Raw genomic sequence first — 18,091 nt, 5'->3', positions numbered from 1 at the left:
TTTTAGTATCCCGTTCAACTGGTATAACCCAGAATCCCGTGCGGAGTGGTATAATTGAATTTTGTCGGTACTAAATAGATAGACAGGAGTTAGGAACCAGTGAACAGAGAGCAATTTATCCGCGGAGTCAAGGACTGTGTCCCTACATTACTAGGCTATTTGAGCATTGGCTTTGCGGCAGGAATTATTGAGAAGACGGCTGGTCTTAGCATGATGGAGGTCGGTCTTCTGAGTGTAATGGTGTATGCGGGCTCAGCGCAGTTCATCTTCGCGGGCATGATAGGAGCGGGGAGTTCTACGGCAGGTATTGTGGCTACCGTGTTCTTCGTGAACCTAAGGCATCTTCTTCTGAGCGCTGCCTTATCCCCGTATTTCCGGCATCTATCGCCAATTAAGAATGCCTTAATCGGTACGCTGCTTACCGATGAGACGTTTGGGGTGGCTTCCGCTCACGCCTCTCAGACCAAGCAGTTAAACCACAGCTGGATGCAGGGCCTGAATCTTACCGCATATTTGAACTGGATTGCTGCAAATCTAGCCGGTGCCTATTTGGGGGAATGGATTAAGGACCCTGAGAAGCTTGGACTAGATTTTGCGCTTCCGGCGATGTTTATCGGCTTGTTGGTGCTGCAGATCGTTCATCGGAAGAGGTATAAGGTCGATCTTGTGGTAGGATTAACTGCGGTGATCGTGGGGGTTATTTGTGGAATTTGGTTATCTCAGAGCGCAGGTGTCATTGCGGCGACACTCACAGCGGCAACAGTGGGGACGGTGATTGAGAGATGGAGATAAGATGGGATATTTTTGTGCTGATCGCAGCCTGTTCCCTGGTTACGGCGCTTCCCAGGGTAATTCCGCTTGTGCTGTTAAGCCGGATTGATTTGCCAGAGCCGCTTCTGAGATGGCTGGGACACATTCCAATTGCGGTGATGGCCGCCTTGGTGGGACAGGAGCTTATTCATGCGGAAGCTGGCTTTAGTCTTCATGAACATCTGGATCTGGCTGCAGGCGTGCTCACATTTATTGTTGCTTTCAAAACCCGGAATCTGCTGTGGACGGTAATCCTGGGTTGTATATTTGCTATGGTTCTCCGCCTTCTGGCGTAGACCCTGGCTGTGGTTGCACTCTTCCGGTTTATTTAGAAATATTTAAATGGCTGTTTAGTCCGGTTGAGCATATTTGGCCTGGCGGGAGTTGGTAGGGGAAGGTGCAGGGATTGGTTGTTGCTGCAAGGAATTGGGAAGAGACCGGCCAGAGTTAGCCGGTCTCTCTTCATGTCAGGAATTTTTGTTTACCTTAACCAGCTTCTGGTACAAAGTAATTAGCTGGGTAAGCTCCTCATCTGTCAGCATATCAAAAAAATGGGCGAACTGGGCGCGGCCATGGCTCCGGGTCTGATGAGCAAGTGCCCTTCCGGCGTCTGTGATGGCCAGATGAACGGCACGGCGGTCTTCTTCATCGCGGATGCGCTGAATGTAACCGGCCTTGACCAGCTTATCGGCGAGACCTGTGACTCCCCCGGTGGTCACCTTTAGAACCGCGGCTAATTTGGAGGGATTAAGTGGGCCCTCCTTATCCAGAAGCTCCAGAATAAGTTCGTGGTTGCGCGAAAGCCCATAGGTATGACGCTTATTCCATTCCTGCTGCCACATTTGATAATGGTCATTGTACAGCCGGGATAACTCTTTTAATAGTTCATTACGGTTCATAAATAAAAAGCTCCTCACAGTGCATAGAAGTATGAAATCTTGCTGGTAATATGAAAATGGGTAATAGAAATATTAGGCTAACATACAATGTTATCGATAATAATATCACTAAGATATTTACTATTCAACCACATGATGTTCAAATTCATCCGAACAGGAGCTGAAGCAAATCATGACAGGAATTGACGTGAACTAGGGAGTAACCAGGGTCCGTCTAAGTTGGGGAAGACAAGATGCCGGTTATGAGTCTGGTGGGCGGATATTGTTAAACCGGAAGACGCAGGCAAATACCATCAAGGCTGGAATGAGGTATATGAGGAAATGCTGCAATATGCTGTGTCGGTAAAGCATGTAGAAGGCCACAATAGCAAAGCGCCAGTCCCCTTGGGCTGGCGCTTTGTTTACTTTTTTTCAAAAAAGCCGTACATTCTGCTGTAAGATTGCTTGCTTTTGGGCCGGTCCCCTGGGGCCCAATGGTTACTGGGCAAAGCCCACACGTGGGCGCTGGCGCTCCTTGGTGTCAATACTGATGGACCGGATGGAGGTAACGGGAATGTACAAGGACTGATATTCATCAGCGTAGTTGATATAGTTCTCTTCAATGGCTTCGAGAATACCGCCTCTTACACAGGAACCATCAAGAAAATGTATGGTCACTTCTTTGTTAAGCAAATGGTTTAACATCAAATCACCTCCTGGTCTAAATCGATGTAATGACTTTGTCAATAATTCCGTATTCCAGAGCTTCCTGCGCTGACATGAAGTAATCCCGATCCATGTCCCGCTCAACCTTGTCATATGGCTGGCCGGTTCGGTCCGAGGTAATTTGAACGATTTTTTCCCGGATTTGGAGAATCCGCTTCGCACTGATCGCAATGTCGCTGGCCTGTCCCTGGGCTCCTCCGTGGGGCTGGTGGATCATAATTTCGCTGTTTGGTAGAGCGAACCGCTTCCCTTTGGTCCCGGCAAGCAGAAGAAGGGAGCCGAAGGAAGCGGCAAATCCCGTACATATTGTCTGAATATCCGGCTTGATATACTGCATGGTGTCATAGATCCCGAACCCGGCTGAGGTGGAGCCTCCCGGGCTGTTAATATACATAAATATATCCTTCTCAGGATCTTCCGCCGATAAGAACAGCAGCTGGGCTGTAATGCTATTGGCAAGTTGGTCGTCAATGGCGGAGCCGGCAAAGATAATCCGGTCCTTAAGCAGCCGTGAATAAATATCATAGCTTCTTTCACCCCGGCTGGACTGTTCTACAACATAGGGGACAAAATGACTCATTTCAGGCACCTCCGTTGGTTTGTGCAAAATGGTTTACGATCTGTACACGAACCAATGCGGCAAAAGGATACGGTGTGATGATGGGGATACGGACTTGAATGAAGCCGGGTCTCAGATGAATTTGAAATATTGGGGGAAATGGCACAGTAATTAGGAAGAAGCTGGCCCGAAATGGCTTGGGGAAACCTGGCATGAAGAGTGACCATCATACTTGCAGCAATTTATTAAGAAAGATGAAGAAGCAAGAACAGCAAGACCATGGCCCGAGGGACATGGTCTGCATGGCTTGTGTATTACTTGTTGGTGCTGTGCTGCTTATTGGGCAGCTGTGAACCCGGATTTCCCTTGGCCCGGTGCTTATTCTTCTCCGCCTTTTTCTGATTGTCGTGGACCTTCTCCACGAATTCGTGCGTGCTTTCAGACATCCTTTGTGCCTCCTTAGAGTTAATATCCTTGTTACTATAACCAAAGAAAGGGAAGTTCATGAAATGCACCGGAATAAAAAGAAGTGTAACTATATTTGCTACAGCATATGCTTGCGGATGCGGAATTCTGGTTTCATCCGCTCATTGGAATCTACTCGAATTTGACGATATTCCTACCCCATCTAAACGAGTGCTAAGATGAGGTGCGGTATTTCGTAATCTTGCTATTACATCCTGGAATCCTCCCTGAAATCCGCAGCAAAGGGTATACTATGTATAGTGGCCACAATGCTAATAGGGCAAGGAGGGATCTAGATGAAGGATGAGTACTGGACGGCGATAACCAGCAATGATGCCGCCTACGATGAGCAGTTCTTCTATGCGGTGAAGACCACAGGTATATTCTGTAGACCGTCCTGTAAATCCCGCGTGCCGAACCGGGGCAATGTCCGAATCTTCAGAAGTGCGAATGAGGCGCTAAGGGAGGATTTCCGCCCCTGCAAGCGCTGCAAGCCCACGGGGGAGCGGCTGCCCGACGAGGACTGGGTGGAGCAGATCACAACTTGTATTCAGTCGCATTATAAGGAGAAGTTGACTCTCCATATGTTGGCCGATATGTGTCATGGTAGCCCTTATCATCTCCATCGGACATTCAAGCGCATTACGGGCGTTACACCCGTTGAATATATACAGAGTTATCGGGTTGGAAAAGCCAAAGAGATTCTGATGCAGACGACTTTGCCTGTACATGAGGTGGCTTATTCTGTAGGCATTCCGAGCGCCCCGTATTTCATCACATTATTTAAAAAAATAACGGGTTATTCACCTGCCGAGTATCGGCAGAAATATAAACTGGAGCTTATGGAGGAACCAATATGAAAACAGCAGCGGCGAACACCATCTATTGGACCCTGTTTGAGGATGAAGAATGGCAGTTCTATATGGCGGCAACACCTCAAGGTCTGTGTTATGTGGGATCGGAGAACATGCCTTATGAGGAGATGGCCGCATGGCTCATCCGGCGATTCCCAGGTGCTGCTATCGAGTGTAATGATCAGCATATGAAGCCCTATATTGATGAAATGAAAGAGTATCTGCGGGGAAGACGTACCCAGTTCTTAGCCCCGCTTGATTTCCATGGCACTCCTTTTCAGGTTGAGGTATGGAACGCACTGCGACAAATTCCTTATGGTAAGACTTGTTCGTACTCAGAGATCGCTGAGACTATCCAAAGACCAGGAGCGGTAAGGGCAGTTGGGGCTGCAATTGGAGCCAATCCTGTCCTGATCTCCGTCCCCTGCCACCGGGTGATTGGGAAGAACGGCAGCCTGACTGGCTACCGGGGCGGACTTCAGATGAAAACCCGGCTGCTTGAAGTTGAACGGCGGTGGTCAGATGAAGATAGAACACGGCATGCCTAATAAAATTGCAGATCAGGTTGCCAGACTGGATTGGAACAAGCTGCAGGGAAGTCTTGACGAGCAGGGGTATGCCAAGCTGCCGGCTCTGCTGGATGAGGAAGGGTGTGATGTCATCATCCGCACCTATGAACAGGACGAGCTGTTTCGCAGCACGATCGATATGGGCAGGTTCAGGTACGGGGACGGAGAATACAGGTATTACTGCGATCCGCTTCCCTCATGGCTTCAGGAATTAAGGAGAAGTCTTTATCCAGAGCTCTCCAAGACAGCCAACCGGTGGCATGAGCAGCTTGGGAAGGAGTTTAGATACCCCTCCAATCTGGATGAATTTATCCTAAGGTGTCACCAGCACGGCCAGACTCGTCCAACACCACTAATACTGAAATACGAGGCCGGTGGATACAACTGCCTGCACCAGGATTTGTACGGGGAGGTGTTTTTCCCTTTCCAGGTTGTGTTTGCCCTTAACCAGTATGGGCTGGATTATGAAGGCGGTGAGTTTCTTCTGGTTGAGGCGCGGCCGAGAGCCCAGAGCCGGGGCCGTGTGGTTACCCTTAACCGGGGAGAGGGACTGATCTTTCCGACCCAATATAGACCTGTATCTGGAACAAAAGGATACTACAGAACCACACTTCGGCATGGCGTAAGTGAGATCACCGCCGGTATGAGGTACAGTTTGGGGGTGATTTTTCATGACGCCCTATAAACTGCTGAATAAGTACCCCAAGACCATGCTGAACAAAGCAACAGGTTTTCTTGCGGATTACACGCATTCGCTGAATCCCTATACCGGGTGCTCCTTCGGATGTGCTTATTGTTATGTGCGGGGAATGCCGGTATCCACCTTCCGGGGTGAGGAATGGGGAAGCTGGGTAGACATTAAGAAAGAGGCGGCTGGCCTGCTTGAGAAAGAGCTTGTAAGAGCCAAGTCGAAAGGGAAAGTGACCATCTTCATGTCCTCAAGCACGGATCCTTATCAGCCAGTTGAGGTTCAGGAGAAGGTAACCCGATCTCTTCTTGAGGTGATGGCTGTAAACCCGCCGGACTTCCTGCTGGTCCAGACCCGCAGTCCGCTGGTCCAGCGCGATCTGGATTTGTTCCTAAAGCTCAAAGAACGCGTAAGAATAAGCATGACCATAGAGACGGACCTGGACGAAATACGGAAGCAGTTCAGCCCATCTGCGCCTCCAATCCCTGCAAGGCTCAAAGCCCTTGGTGAACTGGCCAAATCTGGAGTTCCGGTTCAGGCTGCAATCGCACCTGTGCTTCCGAGCAGTGATGCTTTTCCGGATGTTCTAAGGTCGGTGGTGGATCGGGTTTGTCTGGATGATTACTTCATGGGTGATGGAAGCGGGGGAAGAAGGACTCGCGGACTAGGCATAGGCTCTATATATGAGAAGCTGGGCTTGGAGGATTGGTACGGGCCATCCGCATACCGCATCGTGTATGAACGGTTATTAGGAGCCTTCGATGAGGCACAGATCCGGATTAGCCGGGAGGGATTTGCACCTTGATAGGCCAACACGGGATCATAAGTAAACCATCTGGTTGGATTGTGACGAACAGCGTAATGTATAAGAAAAATTAACGGTTTACAAAAAATAAACGTGCCGGGAGAGGGGTTGCCCAACCTGGCACGTTTATATTTTGCAACTGAGATTTGTATGTAACCGGATACAGATACTTTTTTATTAAAGATTAAGTTTAGGTACTAAAATAAATGACGAAAAATGTCGATGAAAGGAGAGTGGAGAAATTTCGAATGGGGGAGAGTCGAGAGTCGAATGAAAAAGATAAAACAAATAGGGACTAAATCAGCAAGGGGGAGTGAACAATCCGGGGACAAGGCAGGAGAAAAAACGGTGTTCTTTTCCATAAAGAACAAGCTGATTGGGGCATTTGCCATTATTCTGGTTGCCCCGACCATACTCCTGTCATACGTGTCGTATCAGACAGCTAAGGAGAATGTGAACGAGCAGATGACGGCTGCGGCCAATGGGAATGTGAAACTGCTGGATTCCTTGCTGAATGATTTCTTTAACTCCAAAAAGAAAGAAATCGAAGTGTTGTCCCAGCTTGCCGACCTGAGCAGCGTTAAGTCTGACAATGGCACCAACATTGGGAGCAGCGAAAGCGTGAAGCGTAATCTTCTTATGTATAAGGCAGCAGAGTCGGATACAGAAAATGTTTTTATTGGGACGAGTGATGGACTGTACCTCGACTCAAACGCTGTGACCAAAATGGCAGCGGATTACGATCCGAGGGAGCGGGGCTGGTATAAAGAGGCGCTTGCGAGCAAGGGCAGTATTGTTGTGACTTCTCCTTATGAGTCAAAGGTAACCGGAAATCAGGTTGTTACAATTGCCAAGGTGAGCAAGGATGGCAAAGGCGTCGTGGGTATGTCTGTAACGATCAAACGACTCGCTGAAATTACAAAGAGCGTTCAGATTGGTCAAAAGGGATTTGTGTTCCTGATCGATAAAGATAAGAAGTTTGTCTATCATCCGGCAAACAAAACGGGGTCTACGGCCAAGGAAAGTCCGATGTTAACAAATCTTTACAAAGACAACAGCGGGAATTTCAATTATGAGAGCGACGGTACCCTTAATAAAATGGTATTTACGACTAACCAAACTTCCGGGTGGAAAATCGCCGGAACCATGTATGAATCAGAAGTGGCGGACCAGGCTGCACCAATCTTGAGGTCCACTTTTATTGTCCTTGCCATTTCCCTGCTTGTCGGAGCGGCTATTGTAACCGTGATTATTGTAGCCATTCTCCGGCCGCTGCGAAGAATCAACAGAGCCTCATTGCGGATCAGTGAAGGTGATCTGTCCGAGACCATCGAAGTGGTACGGCATGATGAAATCGGATTGCTTGGAAAAAACTTCAATCAGATGGCGGCTTCCCTTCGTACCGTTCTGCACAAAGTAAATGATAACGCGATGCAGCTTGCGGCTTCCTCGGAGCAGCTGTCCGCCAGCTCAGAACAAATTGCGGAGGCAGGGAAGCAGGTGGCTCTCGCAGTTCAGGAAGTTTCCAGTGGTTCAGCCCAACAGGTGAAGGAAATCAATACAACCGTCAAGGATTTGAATGGAATAGGCGGCCAGGTTCAATCGATCTCGAAAAGCACGCACGAAGCGGCAGAATCTGCCGGACATACCGAGCAGACGGCCAAAGACGGTAATCAAGCGATTCAATCCGTTATGAACCAGATGAAAGCTATTGGAGGAACCGTCAGCAATCTTGCTCAAGATGTGACCGCGCTCGGAGAACGCTCTAAAGACATCGAGGCCTTCACCCAGGTGATTACTACAATTGCTTCACAGACCAATCTGCTTGCGCTGAATGCTTCCATTGAAGCGGCGCGGGCTGGGGAGCAGGGTAAGGGCTTCGCCGTAGTAGCTTCCGAAATCAAGAAGCTCGCGGAGCAATCCAGCAGCTCGGCGGCTCAAATTGCCGAATTGATCGCGGGAATCCAGCGTGATTCTGGGACGACTGCGGCAAGTATGGAGCAGGTGATCCGTGAGGTGAAACAGGGAATTGACATGGCTGATACGGCAGGCGGTTCCTTCGAGCATATTCTCGAATCCATTGCCGGAGTTGCCCAGCAGATTGAGCAGGTATCCGTGGCTTCTCAGGCTATGGCGGCGAATTCGGATAAAATGCTTGGCTCTATCGGAGAAGTTGCCGATATCTCAGAGGAGACGGCTGCCAGCATTGAGCAGGTGGCGGCAACAACGGAAGAGCAGCTGGCCTCCATGCAGGAAATCAGCGCATCTGCGGCGATGTTAAGCAAGATGGCGGAGGAGCTTCAAGAGACGGTAAGCAAATTCAAAATTTAACAGATAGCAAGAGAGAGCAGCCAATCAGCGGCTGCTCTCTTTTTCATTGTTAAGGTAGTTTCCAGGGTCTGGTTCCGGATACTGAACCAGAGCGCTCTTTTAGGCAGGGCAATAATCTGGGCATCTTAGGCCATGATTTGGAGCAAGCCTGTGGGCTGTTCCCTCGTCCCCTGGTTTCCTGGTTCTCTGGTGGAAGAACTGTAAATCATGATACTATAGGACCACAGCAGTTAGAGAGGATGGTAGAAAGTGGACAAGGATTTTCAGTTGTTATTAAAGAAATATGCGGAGCTTGTTATAAAGGTAGGTGTTAATATCCAGCCTGATCAAGTGCTTATCATCCAGGCTCCGATCGAGACTGCGGAGTTCACACGTCTGGTTGTCGCCAGCGCTTATGAAGCGGGAGCTAAATATGTCCAGGTTGAATGGGATGATGAGCAGGTGACCCGAATCCGCTACGAGAAGGCGCCGGACTCATCTTTTGCCTATTATCCGAAATGGCAGGCTGATATGATGGAGCAGCTCGCCGAAGGTGGGGGTGCGGTCCTGCATATTAAAGTGCCTGATCCAGAGTTGTTCCGGGGAATTGATTCCTCCAAAGTATCCACCGCGGTAAGAGCTGCAGCAGTGGCCCGGGAGAAGTATTCTTCTTATGTCCGGAGTAATAAGGTGACTTGGTCGCTGATTAAAGCTCCTACCCAGGCATGGGCGGACAAGGTGTTCGCGGATCTGCCGGAAGATCAGCGAATTCAGGCGATGTGGGAAGCGGTGTTCCTGATGAACCGGGTGGATCAGGATGATCCGGTCGCGGCATGGCAAGCCCATATCGCGCAGCTGAAGGAAAGCCAAGAGCGAATGAATCGCAAGCGCTATAAGTCTCTTCATTACAGAGCGCCCGGAACGGATCTCAGAGTAGAGATGCCGGAGGAGCACCTGTGGCTTGGCGGGGGAGACGAGAATGAAGATGGGATCTATTTCGTGGCCAATATGCCGACCGAAGAAATATATACCATGCCTTTGCGGACCGGCGTGAATGGCGTGGTCAGCAGTACACTTCCACTCAACTTGAACGGCCGGTTGATTGAAGGTATTAAACTTACTTTTAAGGATGGTAAAGTCGTTGCTTATGAGGCACAAACCGGGCTTGAAGACCTGGCCTCTCTGTTGGAGACTGACGAAGGCGCTTCTTATTTAGGCGAGATGGCTCTGGTTCCGCAGGATTCGCCGATCTCAAGAATGGGCCGAATCTTCTATAACACAGGCATTGATGAGAATGCTTCGTGCCATTTTGCCCTTGGCAGCTCATACCCGGTCAATATCAAAGGCGGAACGAAGCTGAGTAAAGAGGAACTGTTAGCTCGAGGAGCAAATGTCAGCCTAACGCATGTTGACTTCATGATTGGCTGCCCTGAGCTGGAGATTGACGGCGAACTCCCGGACGGCACGATTGAACCCGTGTTTCGTCAAGGAAATTGGGCTTAATAACCTGATCTTGTCTAGGGAAAGTCTGGAACAGGGCTAACAGAACCACAAATACTGCAGTGGTTTTGTTTCGGTAAAATTGGCAACAATGTTCATGAGAAACAGCAATTAAAAAAGAGACACCTCAAATTAATTGGGGTGCCTCTTTTGCTATATATGATCGACTTACACGCCTTGAGGAACTGGTAATCCGAGCCCCTCAGCCACACGGGTGCCATACTCCGGATCGGCCTTGTAGAAATGACCAATTTGGCGGATTTTAATTTCATCCTTATCTACAGGGGTCATTGCCGCAACAATATTGGCTACAAGCCGCTCACGTTCTTCCTCGCTCAGAAGGCGGTACAGATCACCGGCTTGGGTGTAGTGGTCGTTATTGTCGTATGGAACACTGTCAGCCAGACCGGATACGGCGAATGGAGCTGGCTTGTGAACCGGCGACTCGACAGCGCCGCCGTAGCTGTTCGGTTCATAGTACACGGATGATCCGCCATTTCCGTCAGCTCTCATAGCGCCATCGCGTTGATTATTATTTACTTCCGCAACCGGACGATTGATTGGAAGCGTATTGTGGTTCGCTCCCACACGGTAGCGGTGGGCATCCGCGTAAGCGAAGATGCGTCCTTGGAGCATCTTGTCAGGTGATGCTTCGATACCCGGTACGAAGTTTCCTGGAGAGAGGGTAACCTGCTCCACTTCTGCAAAATAATTATCCGGGTTCCTGTCAAGAACCATGCGGCCTACTTCAATCAGTGGATAGTCCTTTTGGGACCAAACTTTTGTCACGTCAAACGGGTCAAAACGGTAAGTGTCGGCATCTTCAAACGGCATAATCTGCACATAAAGCTTCCATGCTGGGAAATCACCGTTTTCTATTGCATTGAACAAATCCTCTGTATGGTAATCCGGGTGTTCACCGGCCAGCTTGGCGGCTAGCTGCACGTCCATGTTCTTCACACCCTGCTCAGTCTTAAAATGATATTTGACCCATACGGCCTGGCCCTCCGCATTTACCCATTTGAACGTATGGCTTCCGAATCCGTGCATATGCCGTAACGTGGCTGGGATTCCCCGGTCCGACATAAGAATTGTCACCTGATGAAGAGATTCCGGGGATAAGGACCAGAAATCCCACACGGCATTCGGATTCTTCAGATGGGTCTGCGGGTGGCGTTTCTGGGTATGGATGAAATCCGGAAATTTGATGGCATCGCGAATGAAGAAGACCGGTGTATTGTTCCCTACCAGGTCATAATTGCCTTCCTCCGTGTAAAATTTCACAGCAAAGCCGCGCGGATCACGAACGGTGTCCGCAGAACCCAGTTCACCGGCCACCGTGGAGAAGCGGATGAACAAAGGAGTTCTTTTGCCAACTTCGGACAGAAACGCCGCTTTGGTGTAGCTTGATACATCTTGGGTCACTTCGAAGTACCCATGTGCTCCGGCCCCCTTGGCATGAACGACCCGTTCGGGAACTCTCTCCCGGTTGAAGTGGGCTAGCTTCTCGATCAAGTGATAGTCTTGGATTAGAGTGGGACCGCGGCTGCCCGCTGTCATGGAGTTTTGATTATCGCCGACAGGTGCGCCGGTGCTCGTAGTCAAATGTTTCGGTGTAGTCATTCAGTAATCAATCCTTCCATTACAATATAATTAAAATTGTTTTTAGACTTAATCTAAATCATGTGTTTATTATAGCATGGGCTTTTTGGCTTCATCATGAGGTTTGCATGAGTTTTTGATGAACAATGTGGGGGACAGGGCATGGGGTTTATTGTGAGAGGGGAGTGTGGGTTAAACGATGGTTCATGTAAGTGGGGATCTGCACGAGAGTAATCCGGGAATCGCCAGGCTTGGTGCTCCAATACCTAGACGATTCCCGGTTTCTGTTCCAGGACTAAGCCTCATATTCAGCCGGGGCTTTGACTAAGCTTGCGAATACAGCACCTGTACAGCTTGCCAGCTCAGCAGGCTGTACTTCCATCTGCATTCCGACTTTTCCCGCGCTGACGGCAACTGTATTCTGGGAAGCCGCGGATATATCTATAAAGGTGGGATAATTCTTCTTCATCCCAACGGGTGAGCAGCCTCCCCGCACATACCCGGTAGAAGGTAAAAGCTCTTTTACCGGAAGCATTTCAATTTTCTTCTGTCCTGCTGCCTTGGCTGCTTTCTTCAGGTCCAACTCTTCCGCTACTGGAATGACATAAACAAACAGCTCGTTCCCGGACCGGGCCACCAAAGTCTTAAATACAGTCTCCGGATTAAGGCCAATCTTCTCAGCCACGGCTGTGCCGTGAATCTGGCCGTCTTCATTATCATAAGTATGAAGCGTGTAGCTGATGCGGTTACGGTTCAGAATACGCATGGCATTGGTTTTTGATATTTGCAAATTGAACAACTCCTCTATCTTAGAAATCCATGATTAATTGGTTGAATTGAAATACTTACGCGCGTCGGATGTAACCCCTGACACCGGGTGCTCGTAGTTCCCGCGGGCTTTAAGATTGTCCCAGAACTCGGCGTTAACCGGCTGCTGGCGGACAAGTTTAGGAGATACCCCATATTTCTGCTTAAATAATTTGTGAAAATAGGAGTACGTGCCGAAACCGCAGCTTTGCGAAATATGCTCGAGACTCCAGTCGGTGTATCTTATCCGTTCCAACGCATTGGACAGCCGGATCTCTTGGGCATACTGGATCATCGTATAACCAAGCACCTCTTTGAATAGATGTACTGCTCTTGACACGCTCAGCCCGGCCATCTTAGCAACATCCTCAATGCGAAACGTCTCTAGTGCGTTCTCTTCGATGTAACGCTTCATGCTGCCCACCACCCAATTGGTGCGCAAAGGTGAACCCGGCTTGGAGCAGCTCTGATCGGAAGCCCGGTCAAAGATCAGACACAGCGCACACAGCAGGTGCTGGATCAGTTCAGTTCGGCTTCCCTCCAGCCGATGCTGTTCAATGGACAGCTGCTGCCACAAGGAGACGATTCCATCGTCCAGGTGAACGTGCTGATAAGCCTTGCGGGGCATCCGGTTCCACCATTCGTCCACCCATTTCCCTTCACAGAGCAAATAATAATCTCCGCTCTCCGTAACTCCCTTGTACTCCTCTACATGCAGCTTGTACATATCTCCTGGTCGATACAAGAGCAGATCACCAGGCTCAATCTCGCGCATGGCCCCGTCCACCCAGGCCCGGCACCGGCCCAGCACCTGCAGCCGGAACAGGTAGAACGGAGGGCTGTTCAGATTGTTTTTATAAGACTTGGTATGTAGAGAATAAGCGCAGGCATGCAGCCTTACATCCATAGTGATCACCTTTCAGCCAAATAGTAGAGGTTTTGAACTAGATCGGATATTTATGTTACTGGCATATTTAATTATAATATTAGCAAATCAAACAGGTTCATGGAACGGTTGAACCTATAGAGAAAAGGTGAATGACAATGTACAATATGATGATCGCGGATGGTCATTCCAATGCTTTAATGGATATGGATTGGAGCACGGAGAAGATTGGGCAGATACATACGGCATTTCATGTACAGGAGGCACAGCAATTGCTGCAGAGGCACGCGATTCATATCCTGCTGCTGGATATCAAGAGGCCTTTTGAAGGAGGTTTTGAGCTGTTATCCTGGGTCAGGAAGCAGCATCCATCGATTCGAATTATTATATATACGGCACAGGCAGACTTTTTCGATGTCCAAAAAGCCATGCGTTTCGGTATCAGCGACTACATCCTGAAGACGGCTGATATTAGGGAGCTGATGGCCTCGGTAAAACGGGTCGTCCGGGAAATCGACAAGACGGGAAGCCTGCTCACCTGTGGGATTAGGTAACATTTGAATTGTACAAGAAGATTTAATGTTGACCTAATAAAACAAACTAAGTGGATTGGAGGCCGTCCCCCGGACGGCCTTTTTGGTGATTTCACGGTTCCGTGATAAGGATTGATTTGTATTGTTTGGTACAAATTGGATTTATTATGCTTTGTTTTGTAAAATTAAGAGGGAAGGACAAAGAAATATATGTAAGGGGTTGAGAATGTGCAGGGTAACAAGCAGTTCAAAATCGCTTGGTGGTTGAAATCTCTGGTAATTCTGGTCATCGTGATAGCTGTTGGCTTTGTTGGTTTACTGCCGATCCGGGCGCCTGAGCCCTTAGGAAAAGATGCGGCGGCAGACCAGTTCTCATCAGCCCGTGCGGCTGAGAAGCTCGCTGTGATTGCGAAGCAGCCACACCCTTTGGGGTCAGCAGCGCAAAAGGAAGTCCGGGATTATCTGCTCTCTGAGTTGAGACAGCTTGGGTTACAGCCGGAGGTTCAAAAGGCAACGGTTAAGTACAAGCGGTATCCGGATAAGACCGAAACTGAAGCTGAAATTGAGAATATTCTTGCCCGCATCCCTGGAACGGATAATAGTAAAGCACTTATGCTTACAGCTCATTACGATTCGGTCCCTACAGGTCCTGGAGCAGGTGATGACGGATCAGGGATAGCGGCCATTCTTGAGACTATACGGGCTATAAAGGTATCCGGAAGTCTGAAGAATGATGTCATTGTGTTGATGACAGATGGGGAAGAGATGGGTCTGCTGGGCGCAAAGGCGTTCATGAAGGAACATCCCTGGGCAAAGGATGCGGGGCTTGCGCTTAACTTTGAGGCGAGAGGTAACCAAGGCCCTTCGCTTATGTTCGAGACAAGCGACGGCAACGGATGGCTGGTCCAGGAGTTTATTAAAGCGGCTCCAACCCCACAAGCCTATTCACTCATTTACAATTTATATAAAATGATGCCGAACGACACCGATATGACAGTTCTCCGCAGAGGGGGCCTGCAAGGATTGAACTTCGCTTTTGGTGGAGGTCATGATGCCTATCATGCTGCTTCTGATACCCCGGAGAACCTGGACCCGGGAAGCCTTCAGCATCAGGGTGAATATATGCTTGCCTTAACACGACATTTCGGCCAATTGGATTTGACTACACCTCCTCAGGAGAATCGGGTATTCTTCAACGTGTTCGCTTCGGTTATGACCAGTTATCCGCAGTCTTGGGCGATCTGGCTCGCTGCGATTGGCGTGCTCTTGTACGCTATTATGATCTGGTTGGGTCTGCGGTCTAAAGCGCTCAATGTGAAAAGGACCGGAACGGCCTTTTTGCTCTCTGCGGGAACCCTGTTGATTGTGTATGGGGGCATTACCCTGGTGTGGAAAATGGTTCGCTTCATCGTCAGTGACCAGCAATGGGCATCCATACTTTTGGATTCTAAGATCAGTGACTACTCCTTATTTGCACTGCTAATCCTGACATTTGTTATTGTTGCGGCTGCAGCCCGCCTTATCTCCAAGTACATAAACAGCCTGAATATGTGGGCAGGCACACTGCTCCTATGGGTAATAGCATCCATCGTCACCGCACTTTATCTTCCCGGAGGAAGTTATCTTCTGATTTGGCCGCTGTTGTTCAGCACGCTCGGTCTCCTCGCCAGTTTTAAGCGGCATAAGAAGAGCCCTTGGTGGATAAATACCCTTGCAGCGGTACCGGGGATACTGTTGTTTAGCCCTATCCTGTATTTAACTTCTACGTTAATAACCTTAGAGGCGGCCCCGGCTATTTGCGCGCTGGGAGCTTTCACAGCAACTCTGTTATATCCGGCCTTGATTGAGTATGAGCATAGGCCATCTGTAATGAAAACTGGAAGAGCCGATATTCCATTACAATAAAACGTTCTTTCTCAGAGTAGACGGCTTATTGCAAAATTAAGCACAGCGCCAGTCCGAGGGTGTTACCTCTGGGCTGGCGCTTTGCTATTTTCGTCTACTACATGCCGAATCCCTCCTTTGGCATGGTTGCCAGGCACGTTCCATTTGCCCAAGGAACGGCTTTTTTGGTGCTGGTTTTGGATTTCATTCCCTGAAAATAATTCAAGAAATCTAAAATTAGGAAGCGTTGGGAGCGGGCGTTCGTTCTCAAGGCCTTTCGATCACGAGCCGAACTCCTAAACCAAATTAGGGGCCGTCTTACTGTACGATCCCGTTTCGGTTTTAACAGGGAGGGGATTGGTTAATTTTATAATTGACAACTTGTATATACAGGTCTATCATTAACGAAGTGCTTAACTTGTATATACAGGTTAATGATGTAAGCGCTGCAGTTAAGGATTTATATCGTTGTTTAGGAATGAAAGTTAGAAGGAGGAGTTTATCCTTGAAGAATAGCAAAACTCATGATTGGTGGCGAAAGTCCACAGTGTATCAAGTCTACCCCAAGAGCTTCAATGATACGACGGGCAGTGGTGAGGGAGATATCCGTGGACTTATTAACAAACTTGACTATTTGAAGGATCTCGGGATTGATATTGTATGGCTTCAGCCTGTCTACGTCTCCCCGCAAAATGATAACGGTTACGATGTGGCTGATTACTGCGCAATTAATCCGGAGTATGGGACGATGGAAGACTTCGATGAGCTGGCTGCCCAGATTAAGCGCAGGGACATGCACTTGATGCTGGATATCGTTGTGAACCACTCTTCGACGGAGCATCCTTGGTTTAAAATATCCAGACAATCCAAAGATAACCCTTACCGGGATTATTACATTTGGAGGAATCCGGGACCGGATGGAGGGCTCCCGAATAACTGGCAGTCCAAGTTCGGCGGCCCGGCCTGGCAGTATGATGAAGCAACGGGCCAGTATTTCCTGACTTTATACGATAAGACGCAGGCCGATTTGAACTGGGAGAACCCGAAGGTAAGGGAAGAAGTAATGAAGCTGATGACCTTCTGGGCGGAGAAAGGGGTCAGCGGCTTCCGAATGGACGTTATCAATCTGATCTCGAAAGATCAGAGCTTCCCGGATGATGACGGCAGTGTGCCTCCTGGAGATGGACGGAGGTTCTACACTGATGGACCAAAGGTTCATGAGTATATAAAGGAAATGTACGATCGTGTATTCGGTCCATACAATTTGGTGACCGTTGGCGAAATGTCCTCCACCACGATGGAGCATTGCCTGCGGTATTCCAACCCGGCGGAAAAGGAATTCTCCATGACCTTCAATTTCCATCACTTGAAGGTGGATTATCCGAACGGCCAGAAGTGGGAGCTCATGCCATATGACTTCCAGCAGCTCAAGAGCTTGCTCTCCAACTGGCAGACAGGCATGCAGGAGGGAGGAGGCTGGAACGCCCTGTTCTTCAACAACCATGATCAGCCGCGGGCTTTGTCGAGGTTTCTGGATGACGGGGAATACCGGGTGGAGAGTGCCAAGCTGCTTGCAACTACTTTGCATGGACTCCAAGGCACCCCTTACATTTTTCAGGGTGAGGAGATTGGGATGCCAAATCCGAAGTGGAACAGCATTGAGGAGTTCCGGGATATTGAATCGAGGAATATGTACCGCATACTCCAGGAGAAGGGCAAAACAGCGGAAGAAGCCTTGGATATTATCCGCGAGCGCTCCAGAGACAATTCCAGAACCCCGATGCAGTGGGATGACAGCCCCCATGCCGGATTCACGAGCGGCACGCCCTGGATCAAAGTGGATGAGCGCTATCCGCTAATAAATGTGAAGCAGCAGCTCCAAGATCCTAACTCCGTTTATCACCACTACAAGAAGCTCATTGCACTTCGCAAGGAGCTGCAGGTGTTGACGGAGGGGAGATTCCGGCGGCTCGATGAGGAGCATCCGCAGGTTTTTGCATACGCTAGAATCAGTGAAGGGGAACAGCTAGTCGTACTGTCCAACTTCAGCTGCCAGGAGACGGTATTCAAGCTGCCTATGAGCTTCCACGACAAGTATGTGGCAGGGAAAAAGGCAGAGGTGCTTATCGGCAATACCGGGGCAGCGCCTGAACTTCAGGCGGAAACCCCTCTAACCCCATACGCTTCCTATATGTGGGTAATAAGAGGATAAATG

At 49.2% G+C, this 18,091-nt stretch carries 18 protein-coding genes; 11 read left to right on the top strand and 7 right to left on the bottom strand.

Going from position 1 to position 18,091, the window contains the following annotated elements; genetic code table 11:
* The first annotated feature begins 99 nt into the window (after nt 1–99).
* Together KJS63_RS20550 and KJS63_RS20545 are read left to right on the top strand one after the other, a co-directional pair.
* Nucleotides 100–792: an AzlC family ABC transporter permease gene (locus KJS63_RS20550; RefSeq protein WP_244862704.1), complete on the top strand. Its 693-nt coding sequence runs from the start codon at nt 100–102 to the stop codon at nt 790–792.
* Nucleotides 783–1,106: an AzlD domain-containing protein gene (locus KJS63_RS20545; RefSeq protein ID WP_213620834.1), complete on the top strand. Its 324-nt coding sequence runs from the start codon at nt 783–785 to the stop codon at nt 1,104–1,106. The genes KJS63_RS20550 and KJS63_RS20545 overlap by 10 nt, the downstream gene beginning before the upstream one ends.
* Before the next feature lie 171 nt (nt 1,107–1,277).
* On the opposite strand, the gene KJS63_RS20540 is transcribed toward KJS63_RS20545, so the two are convergent.
* The 4 genes from KJS63_RS20540 to KJS63_RS20525 form a co-directional block, all read right to left on the bottom strand.
* Nucleotides 1,278–1,709 carry a MarR family winged helix-turn-helix transcriptional regulator gene (locus tag KJS63_RS20540; protein WP_213620833.1) on the bottom strand — a complete coding sequence of 144 codons (432 nt, stop codon included), beginning with the start codon at nt 1,707–1,709 and terminating at the stop codon, nt 1,278–1,280.
* 477 nt (nt 1,710–2,186) lie between these two features.
* The gene (locus KJS63_RS20535) at nt 2,187–2,393 is read right to left on the bottom strand and encodes a hypothetical protein (RefSeq protein ID WP_213620832.1); all 207 of its coding nucleotides are present in this window, start codon (nt 2,391–2,393) and stop codon (nt 2,187–2,189) included.
* A gap of 16 nt (nt 2,394–2,409) precedes the next feature.
* Nucleotides 2,410–2,994, bottom strand: coding sequence for an ATP-dependent Clp endopeptidase proteolytic subunit ClpP (clpP, locus tag KJS63_RS20530; RefSeq protein WP_213620831.1), 585 nt, complete (start codon nt 2,992–2,994; stop codon nt 2,410–2,412).
* A gap of 293 nt (nt 2,995–3,287) precedes the next feature.
* Nucleotides 3,288–3,419, bottom strand: a complete 132-nt coding sequence (locus tag KJS63_RS20525; RefSeq protein WP_082926922.1) for a DUF4023 domain-containing protein — start codon at nt 3,417–3,419, stop codon at nt 3,288–3,290.
* A gap of 315 nt (nt 3,420–3,734) precedes the next feature.
* Between KJS63_RS20525 and KJS63_RS20520 the strand changes: the two genes are divergently transcribed.
* From KJS63_RS20520 to KJS63_RS20495, 6 genes are all read left to right on the top strand, one after another.
* The gene (locus tag KJS63_RS20520; protein WP_213620830.1) at nt 3,735–4,298 is read left to right on the top strand and encodes a bifunctional transcriptional activator/DNA repair enzyme AdaA; all 564 of its coding nucleotides are present in this window, start codon (nt 3,735–3,737) and stop codon (nt 4,296–4,298) included.
* On the top strand, nt 4,295–4,840 hold the full coding sequence (locus tag KJS63_RS20515; protein WP_213620829.1) for a methylated-DNA--[protein]-cysteine S-methyltransferase: 546 nt from the start codon (nt 4,295–4,297) through the stop codon (nt 4,838–4,840). The genes KJS63_RS20520 and KJS63_RS20515 overlap by 4 nt, the downstream gene beginning before the upstream one ends.
* Nucleotides 4,833–5,546, top strand: coding sequence for a 2OG-Fe(II) oxygenase (locus KJS63_RS20510; protein WP_213620944.1), 714 nt, complete (start codon nt 4,833–4,835; stop codon nt 5,544–5,546). Before KJS63_RS20515 ends, KJS63_RS20510 begins: the two co-directional genes overlap by 8 nt.
* Entirely contained in the window at nt 5,533–6,354 is an 822-nt protein-coding gene (locus KJS63_RS20505; RefSeq protein WP_213620828.1) for an SPL family radical SAM protein, read from the top strand. The genes KJS63_RS20510 and KJS63_RS20505 overlap by 14 nt, the downstream gene beginning before the upstream one ends.
* Before the next feature lie 270 nt (nt 6,355–6,624).
* Nucleotides 6,625–8,685 (top strand): methyl-accepting chemotaxis protein, encoded by a 2,061-nt coding sequence (locus KJS63_RS20500; protein WP_213620827.1) that lies wholly within the window; start codon nt 6,625–6,627, stop codon nt 8,683–8,685.
* A gap of 249 nt (nt 8,686–8,934) precedes the next feature.
* Nucleotides 8,935–10,167, top strand: coding sequence for an aminopeptidase (locus tag KJS63_RS20495; protein WP_213620826.1), 1,233 nt, complete (start codon nt 8,935–8,937; stop codon nt 10,165–10,167).
* Between the two features lie 165 nt (nt 10,168–10,332).
* Here the strand turns inward: KJS63_RS20495 and katA are convergent, their stop codons facing one another.
* The 3 genes from katA to KJS63_RS20480 form a co-directional block, all read right to left on the bottom strand.
* The gene (katA, locus tag KJS63_RS20490) at nt 10,333–11,787 is read right to left on the bottom strand and encodes a catalase KatA (protein WP_213620825.1); all 1,455 of its coding nucleotides are present in this window, start codon (nt 11,785–11,787) and stop codon (nt 10,333–10,335) included.
* A gap of 274 nt (nt 11,788–12,061) precedes the next feature.
* Entirely contained in the window at nt 12,062–12,556 is a 495-nt protein-coding gene (ybaK, locus tag KJS63_RS20485; RefSeq protein ID WP_213620824.1) for a Cys-tRNA(Pro) deacylase, read from the bottom strand.
* Between the two features lie 33 nt (nt 12,557–12,589).
* Entirely contained in the window at nt 12,590–13,480 is an 891-nt protein-coding gene (locus tag KJS63_RS20480) for a helix-turn-helix domain-containing protein (protein WP_213620823.1), read from the bottom strand.
* Between the two features lie 137 nt (nt 13,481–13,617).
* On the opposite strand from KJS63_RS20480, the gene KJS63_RS20475 reads away from it, so the two are divergent.
* From KJS63_RS20475 to treC, 3 genes are all read left to right on the top strand, one after another.
* Nucleotides 13,618–14,013 carry a response regulator gene (locus KJS63_RS20475; protein ID WP_213620822.1) on the top strand — a complete coding sequence of 132 codons (396 nt, stop codon included), beginning with the start codon at nt 13,618–13,620 and terminating at the stop codon, nt 14,011–14,013.
* Nucleotides 14,014–14,220: 207 nt separating this feature from the next.
* Entirely contained in the window at nt 14,221–15,897 is a 1,677-nt protein-coding gene (locus KJS63_RS20470) for a M20/M25/M40 family metallo-hydrolase (protein ID WP_213620821.1), read from the top strand.
* A 484-nt stretch (nt 15,898–16,381) separates the two neighbouring features.
* Nucleotides 16,382–18,088, top strand: a complete 1,707-nt coding sequence (gene treC / locus KJS63_RS20465) for an alpha,alpha-phosphotrehalase (RefSeq protein ID WP_374706303.1) — start codon at nt 16,382–16,384, stop codon at nt 18,086–18,088.
* Nucleotides 18,089–18,091: the final 3 nt, after the last annotated feature.

The sequence above is a fragment of the Paenibacillus sp. J22TS3 genome (genome assembly GCF_018403205.1).
GTDB lineage: Bacteria > Bacillota > Bacilli > Paenibacillales > Paenibacillaceae > Fontibacillus > Fontibacillus tuaregi.
This window is presented reverse-complemented; position numbering and strand designations above follow the sequence as displayed.